Here is a 16632-nt window from a genome sequence, read left to right as displayed (position 1 = left end):
ATCTAGTCAACGCCGCTCCATTTGTCCAATATATGACACTGGAGATTTCGATAGGTTTTGGAGATGGCGATGGAGCTGCGGCACTTGCGATATTTTCTCGCGGTAGCGGAAGAAGGCAATTTCACCCGTGCCGCCGGCAAGCTCGGCATCGGGCAGCCACCGCTCAGCCAGCAGATCCGCGATCTGGAAAGGGAAGTGGGTGCGGCGCTGTTTCACCGCGTGCCGCACGGGGCCGAATTGACGGCAGCGGGCGCGGCATTCCTCGGCGAGGCAAAGGCTTCGCTCGCGGCTGCGAAAAAGGCGAAGCTTGCGGCGCAAAGCGCCAATCGCGGCGAGACCGGCCGGTTGTCGCTCGGCTTCACCGCTTCCTCCGCCTTCAATCCCGTGGTCAGCACGACGATCCGCCGCTTTCGCGCGCGCTGGCCGGAGGTGCAGCTGTCGCTGACGGAAATGAATACGCTGGCGCTGATGCAGAAGCTCGAACGCGGCGAGCTCGACGCCACCTTCATGCGCCCCAGCCTGGACGATCCCGCCGGCATCCAGCTGCGGCGGCTGCCGGATGAGCCGATGGTGATCGCCCTGCCCGCCAGCCATCCCTTGGCACGGCATAGCAAGCTACCGCTTGCGGCGCTGGCAGAAGAACCCTTCATCCTCTTTCCGCGACTCGTGGGCTTGAGCCTCTACGACGACGTCGTGCTTGCCTGCCGCAAGGCGGGATTCGAGCTGACCGTGGCACAGGAAGCGCCGCAAATTTCCTCGGTCGTCAATCTGGTGGCGGCCGATCTCGGCGTCTCGATCGTGCCGGCTTCGATTTCGCAGATCAAGCTCGAAGGCGTGGCCTACCGGCCGATCGAGGGGCCGCCAGCCGTGGCGCGCCTGGCGCTGGCAATCCTGAAAACACACCGCTCGCCGGTCACCGAGAACTTGATCAGCTTGCTGAACTCATGAATTAGCCCACCGGATCCCAATAGGGCGGATCGCCGAAGCTCTTCTTCAGATGGTCGGCGATGGCGCGGAGCTTGGCGGAGGGATTTCGGCCCTCGGGATGGGCCATGTAGATGAATTCGGCCTCCGGCCTGTGCCCGACATCGATTTCGGCTAGCCGGCCCTCACGGATGGCCGGGCCGGCGATGAAGGCGGGCAGCAGCGCGATGCCGAGACCGGCAATCGCGGCGTCGCGGAGCATGTCGCCATTGTTGATGCCGAGCGCCAGTTTCGCACGGACGACGATCGCACCGTCGGGCGTCTGGAAGCGCCAGTCGGCAACGCCGCGATTGGTGTAGAAGATGCCGCGATGGCTGTTGAGATCGGCGAGCGAGGACGGAATTCCCTGGCGGGCGAGATAATCCGGCGAGGCGCAGAGAAGGCGGCGGCTGCGTGTGAGCTTCCAAGCGACCAGCCGGCTATCGGCGATCGGACCATTGCGGATGATGGCATCGTAGCCGTCCGAGGCGGCATCGACGCGCCGGTCATCGATATCGAGGGTCAGTTCGATCTCGGGATGTTCGGCGAGAAAAGGATAAAGCGCCGGGCCGAGATGCATGCGGCCGAAGGTGACGGGGGCAGCGATGCGGATCGGGCCTGAGAGCGTTCCGCGCCGCTCGGCCATATCTGCCGCGGCTTCCTCGATCTCGCGCACGATGCGCGCCGCGCGCTCCAGGAAGACCATGCCATCCTCCGTCAAAGTGAGCTTGCGGGTCGTTCGGTGCAGCAGCATGCCGCCGAGCGACTTCTCCAGCTCCGCCAGCCTTTCGCTGACGACGGATTTGGACAGCCGCAGCCGCCGGGCCGCTTCGCTGACCGAGCCCGCCTCGACCACGGCGACGAAAGCCGCAATGCCTTCGATCCTGATCATCGTTCGGCTTTTCCGAATTCGAGTTCCCCAATCTGAAGACTAATCCGAACGAAAGGAAAATGCCATCTTCCATTCAACGAAAGGGGCGGCAGACGCCGCCTCACCTCAAATAGGAGATGGAACCATGAACCGCTTGAACAACAAGGTCGCGATCGTCACCGGCGCAAGCTCCGGCATCGGCCGCGCCACGGCAAAGCTCTTCGCTGCCGAAGGCGCCAAGGTCGTTGTCGGCGCCCGCCGCCAGGGCGAACTCGACAGCCTCGTCGCCGAGATCAAGGCAGAGGGCGGCGACGCCATCGCCATTGCCGGAGACGTGCGCTCGGAAGATTATCACAAGGCGCTGGTCGCCGCCGCCGTGACGAATTACGGCAAGCTCGACATCGCCTTCAACAATGCCGGCACGCTCGGCGAAGCCGGTCCGAGCACCGCCGTTTCCGAAGCGGGCTTCAGCGAGGCGCTGGCAATCAATCTGACGGCCTCCTTCCTCGCCGCCAAGCACCAGATCGGGGCGATGGTGGAAAATGGCGGCGGCTCGGTGATCTTCACCTCGACCTTCGTCGGCTACAGCTTCGCCTTTCCCGGCGTTGCCGCCTATGCTGCCAGCAAATCCGGGCTGATCGGCCTGACGCAGGCGCTTGCCGCCGAATTCGGCCAGCAGGGCGTGCGCGTCAATGCCATCCTGCCGGGTGCCGTCGATACAGACATGTATCGGGACATGAACGATACGCCTGAGAAGCAGGCCTTCGTCACCAATCTGCATGCGCTGAAGCGTGTCGCAACACCCGAAGAACTCGCCCGCTCGGTTCTCTATCTCGCCTCCGACGATGCGAGCTTCGTCACCGGCACGGCGTCGTTGGTCGACGGCGGCGCTTCGATCACCCGCACCTGAGACGGCGCGGCGCGGTTATCCGCTGCGAGTTGATCATCCTTCAACGCGCCGGCTTATCGCGCCGCTTTTTTCAGAGCATTCTTGCATTGAACAAAAACGGGCCACGCCCCAACATTCGGTCAAAGGAACTTCATCATGTCACGCCTGCAGAACAAGACAGCCCTCATCACCGGCGGCACCAGTGGCATCGGTCTCGAGACCGCCCGCCAGTTCATCGCTGAGGGCGCCCGCGTCGTCGTTACCGGCAGCAGCGCGGCAAGCGTCGAGGCGGCCCGCGCCGAATTCGGCGGCAAAGCCACCGTCATCCAGGCCGATGCCGGCAATGCGGTCGGCCAGAAGGCCGTCGCCGATAGCGTGAGAGAGGCTTTCGGCACGCTCGACATCCTCTTCGTCAACGCCGGGATCGCCGAATTCGGGCCGCTGGAACAGTGGAGCGAAGCCGCCTTCGACAAGTCGGTTGATATCAACGTCAAGGGCCCGTTTTTCCTAATTCAGGCGCTGCTGCCTATTTTTTCGAAGCAGGCTGCGATCGTGCTAAACACCTCGATCAACGCCCATATCGGCATGCCGAATTCCAGCGTCTATTCGCTGACGAAGGGCGCGCTGCTGACGCTTGCCAAGACCCTGTCGGGCGAACTCATCGGCCGCGGCATCCGCGTCAACGCCGTCAGCCCGGGCCCGATCGCTACGCCGCTCTACAGCAAGCTTGGCGCTTCGGAAGCCGATTCCAAGGCGATGACCGCACAGATCCAGGCCCAGATTCCCGTCGGCCGTTTCGGAACCCCCGGCGAAGTCGCCAAGACGATCGTTTTCCTCGCCTCCGATGAGGCGGCCTATATCGTTGGCAGCGAACTCATCATCGATGGCGGGATGAGCAACCTCTGAACCCACGAAAATGGCGGGCTGACGTCATGAACGGGGCGGCACCCGCCGGCTGCGCCGATGCGTGCCGTCCCTGCGATTGCATGTTCTGCGCCAAAGGCTTAGGGTCGGGACCAGTCAAAAAGGCGACGGGTAGAAAAGCCATGGCTCTCAGCGGCAAACGCATCCTCCTCATCATCTCCGGCGGTATCGCCTGCTATAAGAGCCTGGATCTGATCCGCCGGCTGCGCGAGCGGGGCGCGAGCGTGCGCCCTGTGATGACCAAGGGCGCCCAGGAATTCGTCACGCCGCTGGCCGTCGGTGCGCTGGCGGCGGACCACGTCTTCCTCGACCTGTTTTCGCGGCAGGACGAACAGGATGTCGGCCATATCAGGCTGGCGCGCGACTGCGACCTCGTGCTGATCGCCCCTGCCACGGCCGACCTGATGGCAAAGATGGCGAACGGGCTTGCCGACGATCTCGCTTCGACCGTGCTGCTGGCAACCAACAGGCCGGTGCTTGCCGCACCGGCGATGAATCCGGCCATGTGGGCGCATCCGGCGACCCGGCGCAATGCCGCGATGCTGAGGGCCGATGGCATCCGCTTCGTCGGGCCGATGGCCGGCGAGATGGCGGAGAGCCGGGAGGCCGGGCTCGGCCGGATGGCGGAACCGCTGGAGATCGTCGCGGCGGCCGAAACCCTGCTCGACGAAGGAGAAACGCCGCTCAAGGGACGCAAGGCGATCGTCACATCGGGACCGACCCATGAGCCGATCGATCCGGTGCGCTACATCGCCAACCGCTCCTCCGGCCGGCAGGGCCATGCGATTGCCGCAGCCCTTGCCAAGCTCGGAGCCGAGGTGACGCTGGTATCGGGGCCGGTGACGATCGCCGATCCGGTCGGCGTCAACGTCATCCACGTCGAGCGGGCCGAGGAAATGCGCGATGCCGTGCTGGCGGCGCTGCCGGCCGACATCGCCGTGATGGTCGCAGCGGTGGCGGACTGGCGCGTCGCCTCGGCCGCCGACCAGAAGCTGAAGAAACATCCGGGCGAATCCATTCCGACGCTGGCGCTGACCGAGAATCCGGACATCCTGAAAACCGTCGGCCATCACACGATGCGGCCGAAGCTGGTGATCGGCTTTGCCGCCGAGACGCAGGATGTGGAAAACAATGCCAAGGCGAAGCTCGAACGGAAGGGCGCCGACATGATCGTCGCCAATGACGTTTCTCCAGCGACCGGCATCATGGGCGGCAGCCGCAACAGCGTCAAACTCGTCCGTCACGACGGCGTCGAGCCATGGCCCGACTTGACGAAGGAAGAGGTCGCCCAGAGACTGGCGGCGCTGATCGCCGAGTGGCTCAGCTGACCGCGAGCGATCAAGCAGACATAGCTACCCGCTGCGGCTTCACGGCATCCCGCTTCGCTGGCCGGAAATCGGCGACGTCGATGCCGTTTTTGCCGACGGTGACGGCGCTGCCGTCCGGAATCTCCGCCCAGGCATCGCCATCGTCGTTCAGCGGCTCGGAGACGAGGCAATAGCCGGCTCCGACCGGTGAGGCATAGAGCGTCGGCGCCTTGCGATCGGTGGCATAACGGATCGCATAAAGCGTGTTACCGTCGGAGAAGGCGGCGGTAAAGCGCAGCAGGATCGAGCCGATGACGCTGCCGGCCAGATCCTCGACGACACCGATCATTTCAGCCATCGCGGCGATCGGCGCCTCACGCAGGCCGAACTGCAGCGCCAGCAGGAACATCAGCTCGGAATCGGTGGTGCCGCCGCGGGCATTGAACAGCTCGTCGTCAAGCAGCGCCTCCATCGGCCGGCGCAGGCGCTCGAAGCCTGCGATCTGGCCGTTATGCATGAAGGACCAGGTGCCATGGGTGAAGGGATGGCAGTTGTCGCGGCGCGTGCCGCCGCCTGTGGCAGCACGGACATGGGCGAGAAAGAGCGGCGAACGGATCTGCCGCGCCAGGCTCTTCAGATTGCAATCCGACCAGGCCGGGAGGATATCGCGGTAACGGCCGGGCTCGGGCCTGTCGCCATACCAGGCGATGCCGAAACCATCGCCATTCGTCGCGGTCTTGGCGCGGGTGGCGCAATGGGACTGCTCGATCAGGGAGTGGGCGGGCGAGGATACCAGCTCCTCGAGATAGAGAGGGTCTCCACGATAGGCTGCCCAGCGACACATGGCTCTTTGCTCCGGAACCCGCCGCCGCATCGGCGGGAATCTCTAAATTGTCGAACGACGCAGCTAACAACAGCTTAACGCGCGGCCGGTTTGCAAGGGCAAGATGACCGTTTCGTGGCGCAAAACATCTTCAAATTCGGCGAACAGCTGTGTTCTCTCGTGAACACCTGCGTTCCGCAAAGACAGCGCATACGTGCATTTCTGCTTGCATCTCCAAAGAATCAGCCTAACTTTAAGCCATCAGCAACAGAACGAAAGGAAGGTGATCCAATGTCTAATGAGATTTCGGACCTCGTAACGGGCATGGGAGAGGTGATGAAAGCGAGGCAGCCCTCGCACTAACCCCCGCCTTCCTGGGGCTGCATCGACAGTCCAGGCCAGTTTGAGGCCAAACTCATGGAAAAGGGTCGCCGAGGCGGCCCTTTTTTATTGCCTTGACGCGATCGCATTGACGGAGGAGCGAAATCCCATTACTCATAAAGTCATCAGATGACTTTATGAGTAATGGGATGCGCGCCCTCAGCAAGACCAATCTCGCCGATGAAGCAATCGAAGCGATCCGCGGCGACATTCTCGGCAAACGCTGGGCGGTCGGCGAGAAATTGCCGAACGAAGCCTCGCTGTCGGCGATGCTCTCCGTCAGCCGCGGCACGGTGCGCGAGGCGGTGCGGGTTCTGGTCTCCCAGGGTTATCTCGAGACACGGCAGGGGTCTGGAACCTATGTGCGCTCGACCAGCGATGCCGGCCGGCCGCTGACGATGGCGCGGCGCGCCAGCCTGCGGGACCAGTTCGAAGCGCGCCTGGCGCTCGACGTCGAAGCGGCCCGGCTGACGGCAGTCCGCAAGACGCCGGCGACCATTGCCGGGCTTCGCCGGCTGCTTGCCGAACGCGGCAGTTACGATGGCGGCGATCAGGCGGCCTTCATCGAGCGCGACCTCGCCTTCCACAAAGCCGTCATCGCCGCTTCCGGCAACCGGGCGATGATCGAGATCTACGATTTCTTCTCGGCCTCGATCGCCGACACCATCGCCGCGACGCTCGGCACGGATATTCCGGAACCCGATATGCAGGCGCATGCCGCTATCGTCGACGCCATCGAAACCGGCGATCCCGACCGGGCGGATGCGGCGGTGCGTCGCTTCATGGCGCCGGTTCTTGCCGCCCTCGACCGGATGATCCTGTCATGACCATGCCCGCCACCGATGCCCACGCACTCGACGCCGCCGACGAACTGCTTGTAGACGCCGAGGCCGGCAGCCTTCCTCCGCCGCAAGCAACACCGGTGCGGGGTTCCGCAGATCGTTTTCTGCTCGGCGCGAGCCTGGTGCTGATCGCCTTCAACCTGCGACCGGTGTTCTCAAGCGCCTCGGCGCTGCTGCCGGAAATCCGCATTGAACTGGGGCTGAGCGCGCTGGGCGCCAGCCTGCTCACCACCCTTCCCGTCGTCTGCCTCGGCGCCTTTTCGCCGCTTGCGCCTCGCCTTGCCCAGCGCCTCGGCACTGAGCGCACGCTGCTCGGCGTTATCCTGCTTCTGGCGCTCGGCACGGCTTTACGCGGACTTTCCTCCGTGCCGCTGCTCTTCATCGGCACCGCGCTCGCCGGCGCCTGCATCGCCATCGGCAACGTGTTGCTGCCGGGGCTGGTGAAGCGGGACTTCGCCGGCCGCGCCGCACTGACGACCGGCTTTTACACGATGGCGTTCTGCGCCGGTGCGGCAAGTGCCGCCGGGCTGACGCTGCCGATCGAGCACGCACTCGGCGGCTCCCTTGCCGGCGCCCTCGCCATCTGGGCGTTGCCGGCGCTTGCCGTCGGTCTCATCTGGCTGCCCCAGGTTCTTCGCACCGGCGGCCAGGCGAGACGAAACGGCTTCCACGTCAAAGGCCTCTGGCGCGACCGACTCGCCTGGCAGGTGACGCTGTTCATGGGGCTGCAATCGGCCCTTGCCTATTGCATCTTCGGCTGGCTGGTTCCGATCCTGCGCGAACGCGGGCTCGACGGCGTTACATCAGGGGCGATCGTGTCGCTATCGGTGATGGTGCAGGCGGCATCCTGCCTTGTTGTGCCGCATATCGCGGTGCGCGGCCGCGACCAACGGCTGATCAATGCCAGCCTCTGCGGCGTCGCCGTCACCGCCCTGCTCGGCCTGCTGTTTGCGCCGCTGTCGACGGTCTGGTTATGGGCGGTGCTGCAGGGCGTCGGCCAGGGTGGGCTGATCGCCGCGGCGATGACGACGATCGTGCTGCGCTCGCGCGATCCCGAGGTCGCCGCCCATCTTTCCGGCATGGCGCAATGCGTCGGTTACCTCCTGGCCGCCATCGGCCCGCTCATCGTCGGTCTCATCCGCGCCTGGACGGGGAGTTTTTCCTGGTGCGCCGCCCTCTTCGTCGCGCTCGGACTGGGAGCGGCGATCAACGGCTGGAGGGCTGGCCGAGCGGTCGAAATCAACGTTCACGCTGTGGAGAAGGCCGGCTGAGCCGCTCGTTCACTTGCTCGTTCACTGGCCCATCACCATCTCTTGATGCCCGTCGCCGATCGCGGATGCTACGCTATCTCAAGCTCATATCCCGCACCGCCGGAGAAGACATGTTGCGTTTACATCTACTGTTTCTGCTTGCCGCACTTGCCGGGTCGCTGGCCCCTGCCCTTTCCCCGGCGCAGGAAAGCGGTCACGAGAGGGCCAATGTCGAAAGCGCCGCGCGCGAGGGCGTGCTGAAGCTGCTGCCGGCCGATTCCGTCACCGAGCACGAGTTGACGATCGGCGGCCGGAAGGTCGCCTATACCGCCACCGCCGGCACGCTTGACCTCTTCGGCCAGGATGGAGCGCAGACCGGCGCGATCTTCTATACCGCCTATGTCGCGAAGGACGGCGGCCCGGATCGACCGCTGACCTTTGCCTTCAATGGCGGGCCCGGTGCTGCTTCCGCCTTTCTGCATCTCGGGCTGGTCGGGCCGGCGGTGCTCGACTTCGGACCGCAGGGACGCGACGGCGCCAATGCGAAGCTCGTCGACAACCCGCAAAGCTGGCTCGATTTCACCGACCTGGTGCTGATCGACCCGATCGGCACCGGCTGGAGCCGGACGGCAAAGGCCGACGACGCCTCCAATTATTACAACGTCAATGCGGATGCTGAGAGCATCGCCAAGGCGATCGCCCTCTATGTCGCGCACAACAACCGTTCCAACTCGCCGAAATATCTTCTCGGCGAAAGTTATGGCGGCTTCCGCGCCGCTAAGGTCGCCTCGGCGCTGCAGGAAAGCCAGGGCATCATCGTCGCCGGCGCGGTGATGCTTTCGCCCTTGCTCGAAGGCCAGCTGATGTTCAATGCCGATCAGTTCGCGCTCGGCGCCGCGCTGGAGCTGCCGTCGCTGGCGGCGGCCGAACTCGACCGGCGCAACGTTTTCGACAAAGAGAAGCAGAAGGAGGCCGAGACCTTCGCGCTCGGCGACTATCTGACGACACTCGCCGGGCCGCCGCCGACGGGCGCCGATGCCACGGCCTTCTATGGCAGGATTGCCAGGCTGACGGGCATTCCCGAGGATATCGTCACCCGCAACCGCGGCTTCCCAGGCAATTCCTTCGTCAAACATTCCGACGCCGGCAGCGGCGCGGTGACGAGCCCCTACGACGCCGCCTTTGCCACCCCCGACCCCTATCCGGAATCCGATTACGACCGCGGCGACGACGCCATCCTCGACGGCTTCACCCGCGCCTATGGCGGCGCCTTTGCCGGTTACGCCCGCAACCAGCTCGGCTTCAGGACGGAGATGACCTATTCGCTGCTCGACAGCGATATCAGCCGGCGCTGGGAATGGGGCGGGCGCGGCGGCGGCTCGCGCTTGCAGGCGAGCGCCACCGACGACATCCGGCAGCTGCTCGCCTCGAACCCGGCCTTTCACCTGCTGATCGCGCATGGCTACAGCGACCTGGTGACGCCTTACGGCGTCAGCCGCTACGTGGTCGACCATCTGCCAGCGTCGCTTGCCGGCGGCCGCGTCGGGCTGAAACTTTATCGCGGCGGCCATATGTTCTATACGAAAGCCGATCAGCGGGCCGCCTTCACGGCCGATGCCAAGGCCTTCTACGCCACACGGCCGGCCGCACCGCCGGCGGACTGAGGAATCGCCGATGCATATCACCGGGGGATGCCACTGCGGCGCCATCCGCTACCAGGCGGAGATCGATCCGGAACGGATCTCCATCTGCCATTGCACCGATTGCCAGCGGCTGACAGGTTCCGCCTATCGCGTCACCGCACCGGCGCGGTCGGCCAGTTTCACGCTCACTTCAGGCGCGCCGAAAGCCTATGCGAAATATGGCGACAGCGGCGGTCTCAGCCGGCAATTCTTCTGCCCCAATTGCGGATCGCCGCTTTACCGCACCGATGGCGAAGGCGGCGCGATCGGCATCCGCGTCGGCAGCATCGACCAGCGGCGGGAACTCACGCCTAGGAAACAGATATGGTGCCGGTCGGCTTTAACAGGGGTGGAGAATATCGAGCACCTGCCGCGCTTTGACGGCGAGGACTAAGGAGACGATTGCATCTGGACTCGGCAACGTTCGCCCCCAGCCTATTCCGGCAAAGGCATATCCGGCCAGCTCTCGGTGAAGCCGGCCTGCACGGGACGCTCCAAATAGGTGGAAAGCGCGATGTAGCTGCGGGTGCCGGTGACGCCGGGAACGGCATGGATCTGCGCCAGAAAAGCCTCCAAGGCCTGCGGGCTGGCGGTGCGGACCTTGAAGAGAACGCTCGCGTCGCCCGCGACCGAATGCATCTCCTCGACCTCGGGAAACTGCAAGACCTGCATCAACCGCTCGCTCTTGCCCCAGCCGGCCGCTTCCACATGCACGAAAGCAAGCAGCGGTTTGCCAAGCGCCGCACCGTCCAGCGCAGCATGCACGCCTTTGATCGCGCCGGATTGTCTGAGGCGGCGCACACGCTCATGCACGGCCGGCGTAACTCTGGCCGCTGTCGGCGGCGAGTGCCGCTAATATTTTTCGGTCGAAGACATCAATGGCCGGCTGCTGCGGGTGCCTCTGCCGAAGATCCTCTGTATTTTTAGCCATTCGGTAAACTCCTCTTCCTGCCGAAAAATAATCGCCGATACTGGCATTTTTCAACAGAATATTCGGCGGAAGGGAAATCTCATGGAGATGATCGAGCGCAGTCCGGAAAGCGGGATCTATCCGGCGAGCCCCGACTACATTCACGCGCTGGAGGTCAGGCATCCCACGCGGCTGCTCTTCGTCAGCGGCACGATGGGTCTCGGTGCAGAGGGAATGGCGGCACCTGATCTGGAAGGACAGCTGGAGCTTATCTGGTCCAATCTGCGCGCCATCCTCGCTTCGGCTGACATGACCGTGGACAATATCGTCCGGCTGACGAGCTATCTGCGCGACGGCGCCTTTGTGGAGGCGAACCAGAATGCCCGTCTTCGCGCACTTGGCGGCCGCGCCGTCCCGACCACGGCCATCATCGTCGAAACGCTGCGCAACGACTGGCTCGTCGAGATCGAGATCATCGCTGCCGGATGACGGCAGATTGGCCATCGCACCCAAAGGCGCGATGGCCATAATTTTCAGGCCGCCTGTTTCAACAGGCCGAGGGCCTCGGCCAGATCGACCTCACCGAGGAAACCGCCGCTGCTTTTCGCCTCCTGCCGATGCTCGATCGCATGGGCAAAACGCACGGCCGGCTGCTGCTGCATGCGCTCATAGAGGCGGTGCAGGCCGGGAAACTGCCGGCGGTCGACGACCTTGTGAAAATCGTTCCAGCGGGCGATGCCGACGAAATAGGCATCGGCCAGGCTCGGCCCGTGGCCGAGAAGCCATTCGCGGCCGGCAAGCAGACGCTCCAGCGTATGATGCGCTTTTTCGACCCCAGCGATGCCATAGGCCGTGAGGGCCTGTTTCTGCTGCGGCTCCAGCGGATGTTCGAACGCATACCAGAGCGGACCGAAGGCCTTGAAGTAGGTGGTATTGAGAAAGGCCAGCATCTGGTTCAGCCGATCGAAATCCGCCGACCCCTGCGCAAAACCCAGGCCGGTGCCGATCGCGCGGGCGCCGATATGGTGGAGGATCGCCATGCTTTCGCTGATCGTCCTGCCATCTTCGAGCAGCAGCGACGGGGTTTCGCCGACTGCATTGATCCTGATGTAGTCGTCGGAGGAGACCATTTCCGGCATCGCGACGCGGCAAAGCCGATAAGGCAGACCGGACCATTCCAGCGCGACGATCGAGCCGAAGGAGCAGCCTTCCGGCACGCCGTAAAACAATATGGGTGACATCAATCGTTCCTTTCAGAATTGAACTCTTTTGGACGTGATCAATGTGCTGATGTGGACGATCCTGCGGTAGAGGCTATAAATGCATCGCAATGTCTACATTTGTGGAAGATGGTCATGGCGCCTTTCAACCTCAACGATCTTCATCTCTTCGTCCAGGCCGTCGACAGCGGCAGTTTTACCGCCGCCGCCAGACATCTCGGCATTCCGAAATCGACCGTCAGCAAGCGGGTTGCCGAGCTGGAGGGGCGCCTCGGCGTCCGGCTGATCCAGCGCACGTCGCGCAGCTTCGCGCTGACCGAGCTCGGCCGGGAATTTTTTCAGCATGCCCAGGCCTCGATCATCGAGGCGGAAATGGCCGAAGGTATCGTGCGGCGACATCTGGCTGAACCGGCCGGCAGCGTTCGCCTCACCGCCTCGGTGCCGACGGCGCAGTTCACCCTGACGGAACATCTGCCGGCGCTGGCAGCGCGATATCCGAAGCTTCGGCTCTCCGTTCACGTAACGGACCGCTTCGTCGATATCGTGCAGGAAGGCTTCGATATCGCGCTGCGCAGCCACCGCGGGCCGCTGCCGGATTCGGCGCTGGTGCAGCGGAAGCTCGCCAGCCACCCTTTCCTCGTTCTGGCTTCGCCGGATTATATCAGTACGCACGGACAACCGCGCCGGCCGGAGGAGCTGGTCGAGCACGCAACGATCATGACCAGCCTGACGGAGAACCAGTGGCGGCTCACCTCCGATGACGGCGATGAGGCACTCGTGACACTGCAATCCGTCATGGCGGCGGATGAGCCCTATGTCCTGATGGAAACGGCCGCTGCCGGGCTTGGCATTACCTGCCTGCCGACATCCGTCTGCCGGAAGGCGCTGGCAGATGGGCGGCTGGTGCGGGTGCTGCCGGACTGGACGGCCGGCAGCATCGAGACGACGATCCTGATGCCGCACCGGCGCGGGCAGCTGCCGGCGGTGCGCGCCGTCGTCGATTTCCTGGCCGAGCGGCTCGGCGGTTAGCTATCACGCCGCCTTGGCGGCGTGATATTCCTTGATCGCGACCATCTTGATTGCCGGATGGCGCTCGGACTCGTAACGCAGCGAGAAGCCGTCCTGGGCGAGGAAGACCGGATCGCCGTCGAGGTCGCGGGCGATATCGCCGCGCTTGACGGTGAGGAATTTTTCCAGATCGGCAGGCTGATCGGCCGAGATCCAGCGGCAGACGGAGAAACGCGACATTTCGAAGGAGACCGGCAGGCCGTATTCGGCCATCAGCCGCTCCTTCAACACGTCGAGCTGCAGGGCGCCGACGACGCCGACGATTGCCGGCGAGCCGTCTTCCGGCGAAAACAGCTGGACGACGCCCTCTTCGGCCATCTGCTGCAGAGCTTCCTTGAGCTTCTTCGCCTTCATCGCGTCTTCCAGGCGCACCCGGCGCAGGATCTCCGGCGAGAAGTTCGGCACGCCCTGGAAGACCAGCGATTCACCCTCGGTCAGCGTATCGCCGATCCGGAGCGTGCCGTGGTTGGGAATGCCGACGACGTCGCCGGCATAGGCGGTGTCGGCGAGCTGGCGCTGCGACGCGAAGAAGAATTGCGGCGCCGTCAGGCCGAGCTGCTTGCCGGTGCGGGCAAGCCTTGCCTTCATGCCGCGCTCGAGCTTGCCGGAGCAGATGCGGGCAAAGGCGATGCGGTCGCGGTGGTTGGGATCCATATTGGCCTGGATCTTGAAGACGAAGGCCGTCATCTTGTCGTCGGTGGCGTGCACCGTCCTGGTATCGGCGACCTGATCACGCGGCGGCGGCGCGAAATCGCCGAGCGCATTGATGAGGTCGCGAACGCCGTAATTGCGCAGCGCCGAACCGAAGAAGACAGGCGTCATATGGCCTTCCAGGAAGGCCTGGCGGTCGAACGGACGGCAGGCCTCGATCGCCAGCTCAGTCTCCTCGACGAAGGCCTGGCGTTCGTTTTCCGGCAGTCTGCCGGCCACGCTCTGCGGGCCGTTGACCGGCGTTCCCTCGACTTCGGTGTCCGACCCGCGCACGGTGTTGGTGGCAATATTGTAGGAGCCGCAAAAGGTCTTCGAGCGGCCGATCGGCCAGGTGATCGGCGCGGTGTCCAGCGCCAGCTTCTCTTCCACCTCGTCGAGGATCTCGAAGGGATCACGGCTTTCGCGGTCCATCTTGTTGATGAAGGTGATGATCGGGATATCGCGCATGCGGCAAACTTCGAAAAGCTTCAGCGTGCGCGGCTCGATACCCTTGGCGGCATCGATGACCATGACGGCGGCATCGACGGCGGTCAGCGTGCGATAGGTGTCGTCGGCGAAATCCTCGTGACCCGGCGTGTCGAGGATGTTGAAGACATTGTCGTTATATTCGAAGGTCATCACCGAGGTGACGACCGAGATGCCGCGTTCGCGCTCGATCTTCATCCAGTCGGAGCGCGTCTGCATGCGATCCTTCTTCGCCTTGACTTCGCCGGCAAGCTGAATGGCGCCGCCGAACAGCAGCAGCTTTTCGGTGAGCGTCGTCTTGCCCGCGTCCGGGTGGGCGATAATAGCGAATGTGCGGCGGCGGGAGACCGCCTCGGCGAGACTTTCGGCCATAATGTGAATCCTGTGGAATTGCCGCTTAACTAGCGACTAAAGCCCGGCTTTGCAATTGACCTTGCCCGCGCAGGCGCAAAGTATTGGGCCATGACCATTCATCACGATATAAGACCGACGCTGAACCTCATCCGCTTGGCCAACGGCGAAGGCCTCGACCTGCCCGCCTATGAAAGCAAGGGGGCGGCCGGCATGGACCTGCGCGCCGCCGTCGACGAGGCGGCCCCGCTGACGCTGCTGCCCGGCAAACGGGCGCTGGTACCGACCGGCTTCATCTTCGAAATCCCCGAAGGTTTCGAGGGACAGGTGCGGCCGCGCTCCGGCCTTGCCTTCAAGAACGGCATCACCTGCCTGAATTCGCCCGGTACCGTCGACAGCGATTATCGCGGCGAAGTGAAGGTGCTGCTTATCAATCTCGGCGAAGAGCCCTTCACCGTCGAGCGCGGCATGCGCATCGCCCAGATGGTGATCGCGCCGGTAACGCAGGCGCGGGTGGCCGAGATTACCGAGGCCAGCGAAACGACACGCGGCACAGGCGGCTTCGGCTCCACCGGCGTCTGATGGCCAGTTAGAACATTGAGATCACTGATCGATTGATGGTCGGCGGGAGCAGCATTTGTCGGGGGTACTTATGCTTTTCAAGAGAGCGCCATGGAGTGTGGTTGCGGGGCTAGTTGCAGCGCTGATTGCCACACCGGCGCTTGCGATCGATTCAACAAAGCTTCAGTCGATTCGCTCATCATTGTCTTTGGAAGAGATCGTCGCGTTTGGCGTTTCGAAATCGACAGCGCCGATTCTCGACATCAACAATCCAATCGACGTGAACATCGTCATCAATGCGAAGGGTATGGAGAGGCGTGATGTTCAAGCTTTGCAGCTCGAGTTTTTCCGCCTGTTTTTTGGGCTAATGGCTTACGCAGACGTTCGTCTCAATTTCAACGCCAGCCAGTCGATAGATTATTCAGTTGGAGCGCCATATGCCCCTTTCGGCGATCAGAACCAGCTGTCAAACGCCCAGACCGTCGAAGTGTTCGTTGATCGTGATGCGGTCAAGCTGGCAAAATTGGGCCAGATAGCAGTGCACGATATAGACACGCTTCGAAGCAAGCCGGACACATCAGAATGCTACCATGAGCGCCGAAAAGGATACCCGGTTATCAACGTGATCGTTGACCGTGATGTTAATCCGGTAGGCTGCCTTTACTCAGTCCTGCTGCAGTCGATCGGAATTAAGGGACCTTTTGGCGGGGTTGCAGCAACATATCGCGCCGGGGACGTTCCCGGTTTCAGACGCAATGCCGAAATGGCGGCAGCATATGCCATTCGTGAGTGTCGATCTGTCGTCGATAAAAAAGATCAGCTTGAGAAATGCCTGAGAGGAGTTCTCAAGGAAGGGAACTAAGGACCGCGGATTGACCTATGCCGCCTCGAGTTCCCGCGCGAGACGCCGTCGATGGCAAGTTTCTAGGGCTCCCGCTTAGGCGATACCTACTTTTTCCGTGAAAGCGGCGGCAGGCGGCGCTTGACGGGCGAGGCTTTGATCATCGAGGTGTTGGTCTCCGCCCTTTCGGCAACCCGGTCGAGGAGGCCGTCCAGTTCCGCCATCGAGCGGATGACCAGGCGGGCGATGAAGCAATCCTCGCCCGTCACCTTGTCGCATTCGACGATTTCAGGAATGTCCTGGATGATGCGCTCGACGATGTGCAGCTGTCCCGGCAGCGGGCGCACACGCACGATCGCCTGCAGGGGATAACCGACGGCGGCGGGATCGAGATCGATGGTGAAGGCCTTGATGACGCCGCGTTCCTCCAGCCGGCGCAGGCGCTCGGCGGCACTCGGCGAGGAGAGGCCGACCTCTTGCGCCAACTCCTTCAGCGAGATCCGGGCATTGCCGGCCAGCGCCTCCAGAATGGCCTGATCGATTTCGTCGAGCGATTGCACGTCATTAGCCACG

The 16632-nt window shown here is 63.4% G+C and carries 17 protein-coding genes and 1 pseudogene; 12 read left to right on the top strand and 6 right to left on the bottom strand.

Going from position 1 to position 16632, the window contains the following annotated elements; translation table 11 throughout:
• The first annotated feature begins 69 nt into the window (after positions 1–69).
• Positions 70–948, top strand: a complete 879-nt coding sequence (locus tag PO860_RS22165) for a LysR family transcriptional regulator (protein WP_273883693.1) — start codon at positions 70–72, stop codon at positions 946–948.
• Between the two features lies 1 nt (position 949).
• Here PO860_RS22165 and PO860_RS22160 read toward each other — a convergent pair whose 3' ends face one another.
• A complete protein-coding gene (locus PO860_RS22160) occupies positions 950–1855 on the bottom strand; it encodes a LysR family transcriptional regulator (protein ID WP_272782785.1) in 906 nt (301 codons plus the stop codon).
• 124 nt (positions 1856–1979) lie between these two features.
• Between PO860_RS22160 and PO860_RS22155 the strand changes: the two genes are divergently transcribed.
• The 3 genes from PO860_RS22155 to coaBC all read left to right on the top strand — a co-directional run bounded on the left by PO860_RS22155 (position 1980) and on the right by coaBC (position 4975).
• Positions 1980–2744 carry an SDR family oxidoreductase gene (locus PO860_RS22155; protein WP_017966697.1) on the top strand — a complete coding sequence of 255 codons (765 nt, stop codon included), beginning with the start codon at positions 1980–1982 and terminating at the stop codon, positions 2742–2744.
• 135 nt (positions 2745–2879) lie between these two features.
• Positions 2880–3629, top strand: coding sequence for an SDR family oxidoreductase (locus PO860_RS22150; RefSeq protein ID WP_272782784.1), 750 nt, complete (start codon positions 2880–2882; stop codon positions 3627–3629).
• 140 nt (positions 3630–3769) lie between these two features.
• Positions 3770–4975 (top strand): bifunctional phosphopantothenoylcysteine decarboxylase/phosphopantothenate--cysteine ligase CoaBC, encoded by a 1206-nt coding sequence (gene coaBC, locus PO860_RS22145; protein ID WP_272782783.1) that lies wholly within the window; start codon positions 3770–3772, stop codon positions 4973–4975.
• A 10-nt stretch (positions 4976–4985) separates the two neighbouring features.
• On the opposite strand, the gene PO860_RS22140 is transcribed toward coaBC, so the two are convergent.
• Positions 4986–5798 (bottom strand): class II glutamine amidotransferase, encoded by an 813-nt coding sequence (locus tag PO860_RS22140; RefSeq protein ID WP_272782782.1) that lies wholly within the window; start codon positions 5796–5798, stop codon positions 4986–4988.
• 509 nt (positions 5799–6307) lie between these two features.
• Between PO860_RS22140 and PO860_RS22135 the strand changes: the two genes are divergently transcribed.
• The 4 genes from PO860_RS22135 to PO860_RS22120 all read left to right on the top strand — a co-directional run bounded on the left by PO860_RS22135 (position 6308) and on the right by PO860_RS22120 (position 10326).
• The gene (locus PO860_RS22135; RefSeq protein ID WP_273883695.1) at positions 6308–6985 is read left to right on the top strand and encodes a FadR/GntR family transcriptional regulator; all 678 of its coding nucleotides are present in this window, start codon (positions 6308–6310) and stop codon (positions 6983–6985) included.
• Positions 6982–8271 (top strand): CynX/NimT family MFS transporter, encoded by a 1290-nt coding sequence (locus PO860_RS22130; RefSeq protein WP_273883696.1) that lies wholly within the window; start codon positions 6982–6984, stop codon positions 8269–8271. Before PO860_RS22135 ends, PO860_RS22130 begins: the two co-directional genes overlap by 4 nt.
• Positions 8272–8384: 113 nt before the next feature.
• Positions 8385–9914, top strand: a complete 1530-nt coding sequence (locus PO860_RS22125; protein ID WP_183606623.1) for a S10 family peptidase — start codon at positions 8385–8387, stop codon at positions 9912–9914.
• A 10-nt stretch (positions 9915–9924) separates the two neighbouring features.
• Positions 9925–10326: a GFA family protein gene (locus PO860_RS22120; protein WP_183605413.1), complete on the top strand. Its 402-nt coding sequence runs from the start codon at positions 9925–9927 to the stop codon at positions 10324–10326.
• Between the two features lie 41 nt (positions 10327–10367).
• Here the strand turns inward: PO860_RS22120 and PO860_RS22115 are convergent.
• Positions 10368–10917: pseudogene (locus PO860_RS22115) on the bottom strand (Lrp/AsnC family transcriptional regulator).
• Positions 10918–10944: 27 nt separating this feature from the next.
• On the opposite strand from PO860_RS22115, the gene PO860_RS22110 reads away from it, so the two are divergent.
• A complete protein-coding gene (locus PO860_RS22110) occupies positions 10945–11331 on the top strand; it encodes a RidA family protein (RefSeq protein ID WP_272782781.1) in 387 nt (128 codons plus the stop codon).
• A gap of 44 nt (positions 11332–11375) precedes the next feature.
• On the opposite strand, the gene PO860_RS22105 is transcribed toward PO860_RS22110, so the two are convergent.
• Positions 11376–12083 (bottom strand): glutathione S-transferase family protein, encoded by a 708-nt coding sequence (locus tag PO860_RS22105; RefSeq protein WP_183605411.1) that lies wholly within the window; start codon positions 12081–12083, stop codon positions 11376–11378.
• A gap of 114 nt (positions 12084–12197) precedes the next feature.
• Between PO860_RS22105 and PO860_RS22100 the strand changes: the two genes are divergently transcribed.
• Positions 12198–13091 (top strand): LysR substrate-binding domain-containing protein, encoded by an 894-nt coding sequence (locus PO860_RS22100; protein WP_273883697.1) that lies wholly within the window; start codon positions 12198–12200, stop codon positions 13089–13091.
• Between the two features lie 3 nt (positions 13092–13094).
• Here the strand turns inward: PO860_RS22100 and PO860_RS22095 are convergent, their stop codons facing one another.
• Entirely contained in the window at positions 13095–14678 is a 1584-nt protein-coding gene (locus tag PO860_RS22095; RefSeq protein WP_273883698.1) for a peptide chain release factor 3, read from the bottom strand.
• 90 nt (positions 14679–14768) lie between these two features.
• Here PO860_RS22095 and dut point away from each other — a divergent pair, with 90 nt between their 5' ends.
• Both dut and PO860_RS22085 read left to right on the top strand, forming a co-directional pair.
• Complete coding sequence (gene dut / locus PO860_RS22090) at positions 14769–15239, top strand: dUTP diphosphatase (RefSeq protein WP_097579475.1); 471 nt, start codon at positions 14769–14771, stop codon at positions 15237–15239.
• Between the two features lie 70 nt (positions 15240–15309).
• Positions 15310–16080: a hypothetical protein gene (locus PO860_RS22085; RefSeq protein WP_273883699.1), complete on the top strand. Its 771-nt coding sequence runs from the start codon at positions 15310–15312 to the stop codon at positions 16078–16080.
• An 86-nt stretch (positions 16081–16166) separates the two neighbouring features.
• Here PO860_RS22085 and PO860_RS22080 read toward each other — a convergent pair whose 3' ends face one another.
• Complete coding sequence (locus PO860_RS22080) at positions 16167–16631, bottom strand: Lrp/AsnC family transcriptional regulator (RefSeq protein ID WP_272782777.1); 465 nt, start codon at positions 16629–16631, stop codon at positions 16167–16169.
• Position 16632: the final 1 nt, after the last annotated feature.

Source organism: Rhizobium binxianense (genome assembly GCF_028994275.1).
Classification (GTDB): domain Bacteria; phylum Pseudomonadota; class Alphaproteobacteria; order Rhizobiales; family Rhizobiaceae; genus Rhizobium; species Rhizobium binxianense.
Note: the sequence above shows the minus strand (reverse complement) of the source record. Positions and strands in the feature narration are given on the sequence as shown.

Bases quoted from the DNA above. Each gene is read 5' to 3' on its own strand.
- PO860_RS22165 (WP_273883693.1), top strand. From the start codon at position 70: ATGGAGCTGCGGCACTTGCGATATTTTCTCGCGGTAGCGGAAGAAGGC.
- PO860_RS22160 (WP_272782785.1), bottom strand. From the start codon at position 1,855: ATGATCAGGATCGAAGGCATTGCGGCTTTCGTCGCCGTGGTCGAGGCG.
- PO860_RS22155 (WP_017966697.1), top strand. From the start codon at position 1,980: ATGAACCGCTTGAACAACAAGGTCGCGATCGTCACCGGCGCAAGCTCC.
- PO860_RS22150 (WP_272782784.1), top strand. From the start codon at position 2,880: ATGTCACGCCTGCAGAACAAGACAGCCCTCATCACCGGCGGCACCAGT.
- coaBC (WP_272782783.1), top strand. From the start codon at position 3,770: ATGGCTCTCAGCGGCAAACGCATCCTCCTCATCATCTCCGGCGGTATC.
- PO860_RS22140 (WP_272782782.1), bottom strand. From the start codon at position 5,798: ATGTGTCGCTGGGCAGCCTATCGTGGAGACCCTCTCTATCTCGAGGAG.
- PO860_RS22135 (WP_273883695.1), top strand. From the start codon at position 6,308: ATGCGCGCCCTCAGCAAGACCAATCTCGCCGATGAAGCAATCGAAGCG.
- PO860_RS22130 (WP_273883696.1), top strand. From the start codon at position 6,982: ATGACCATGCCCGCCACCGATGCCCACGCACTCGACGCCGCCGACGAA.
- PO860_RS22120 (WP_183605413.1), top strand. From the start codon at position 9,925: ATGCATATCACCGGGGGATGCCACTGCGGCGCCATCCGCTACCAGGCG.
- PO860_RS22110 (WP_272782781.1), top strand. From the start codon at position 10,945: ATGGAGATGATCGAGCGCAGTCCGGAAAGCGGGATCTATCCGGCGAGC.
- PO860_RS22105 (WP_183605411.1), bottom strand. From the start codon at position 12,083: ATGTCACCCATATTGTTTTACGGCGTGCCGGAAGGCTGCTCCTTCGGC.
- PO860_RS22100 (WP_273883697.1), top strand. From the start codon at position 12,198: ATGGCGCCTTTCAACCTCAACGATCTTCATCTCTTCGTCCAGGCCGTC.
- PO860_RS22095 (WP_273883698.1), bottom strand. From the start codon at position 14,678: ATGGCCGAAAGTCTCGCCGAGGCGGTCTCCCGCCGCCGCACATTCGCT.
- dut (WP_097579475.1), top strand. From the start codon at position 14,769: ATGACCATTCATCACGATATAAGACCGACGCTGAACCTCATCCGCTTG.
- PO860_RS22085 (WP_273883699.1), top strand. From the start codon at position 15,310: ATGCTTTTCAAGAGAGCGCCATGGAGTGTGGTTGCGGGGCTAGTTGCA.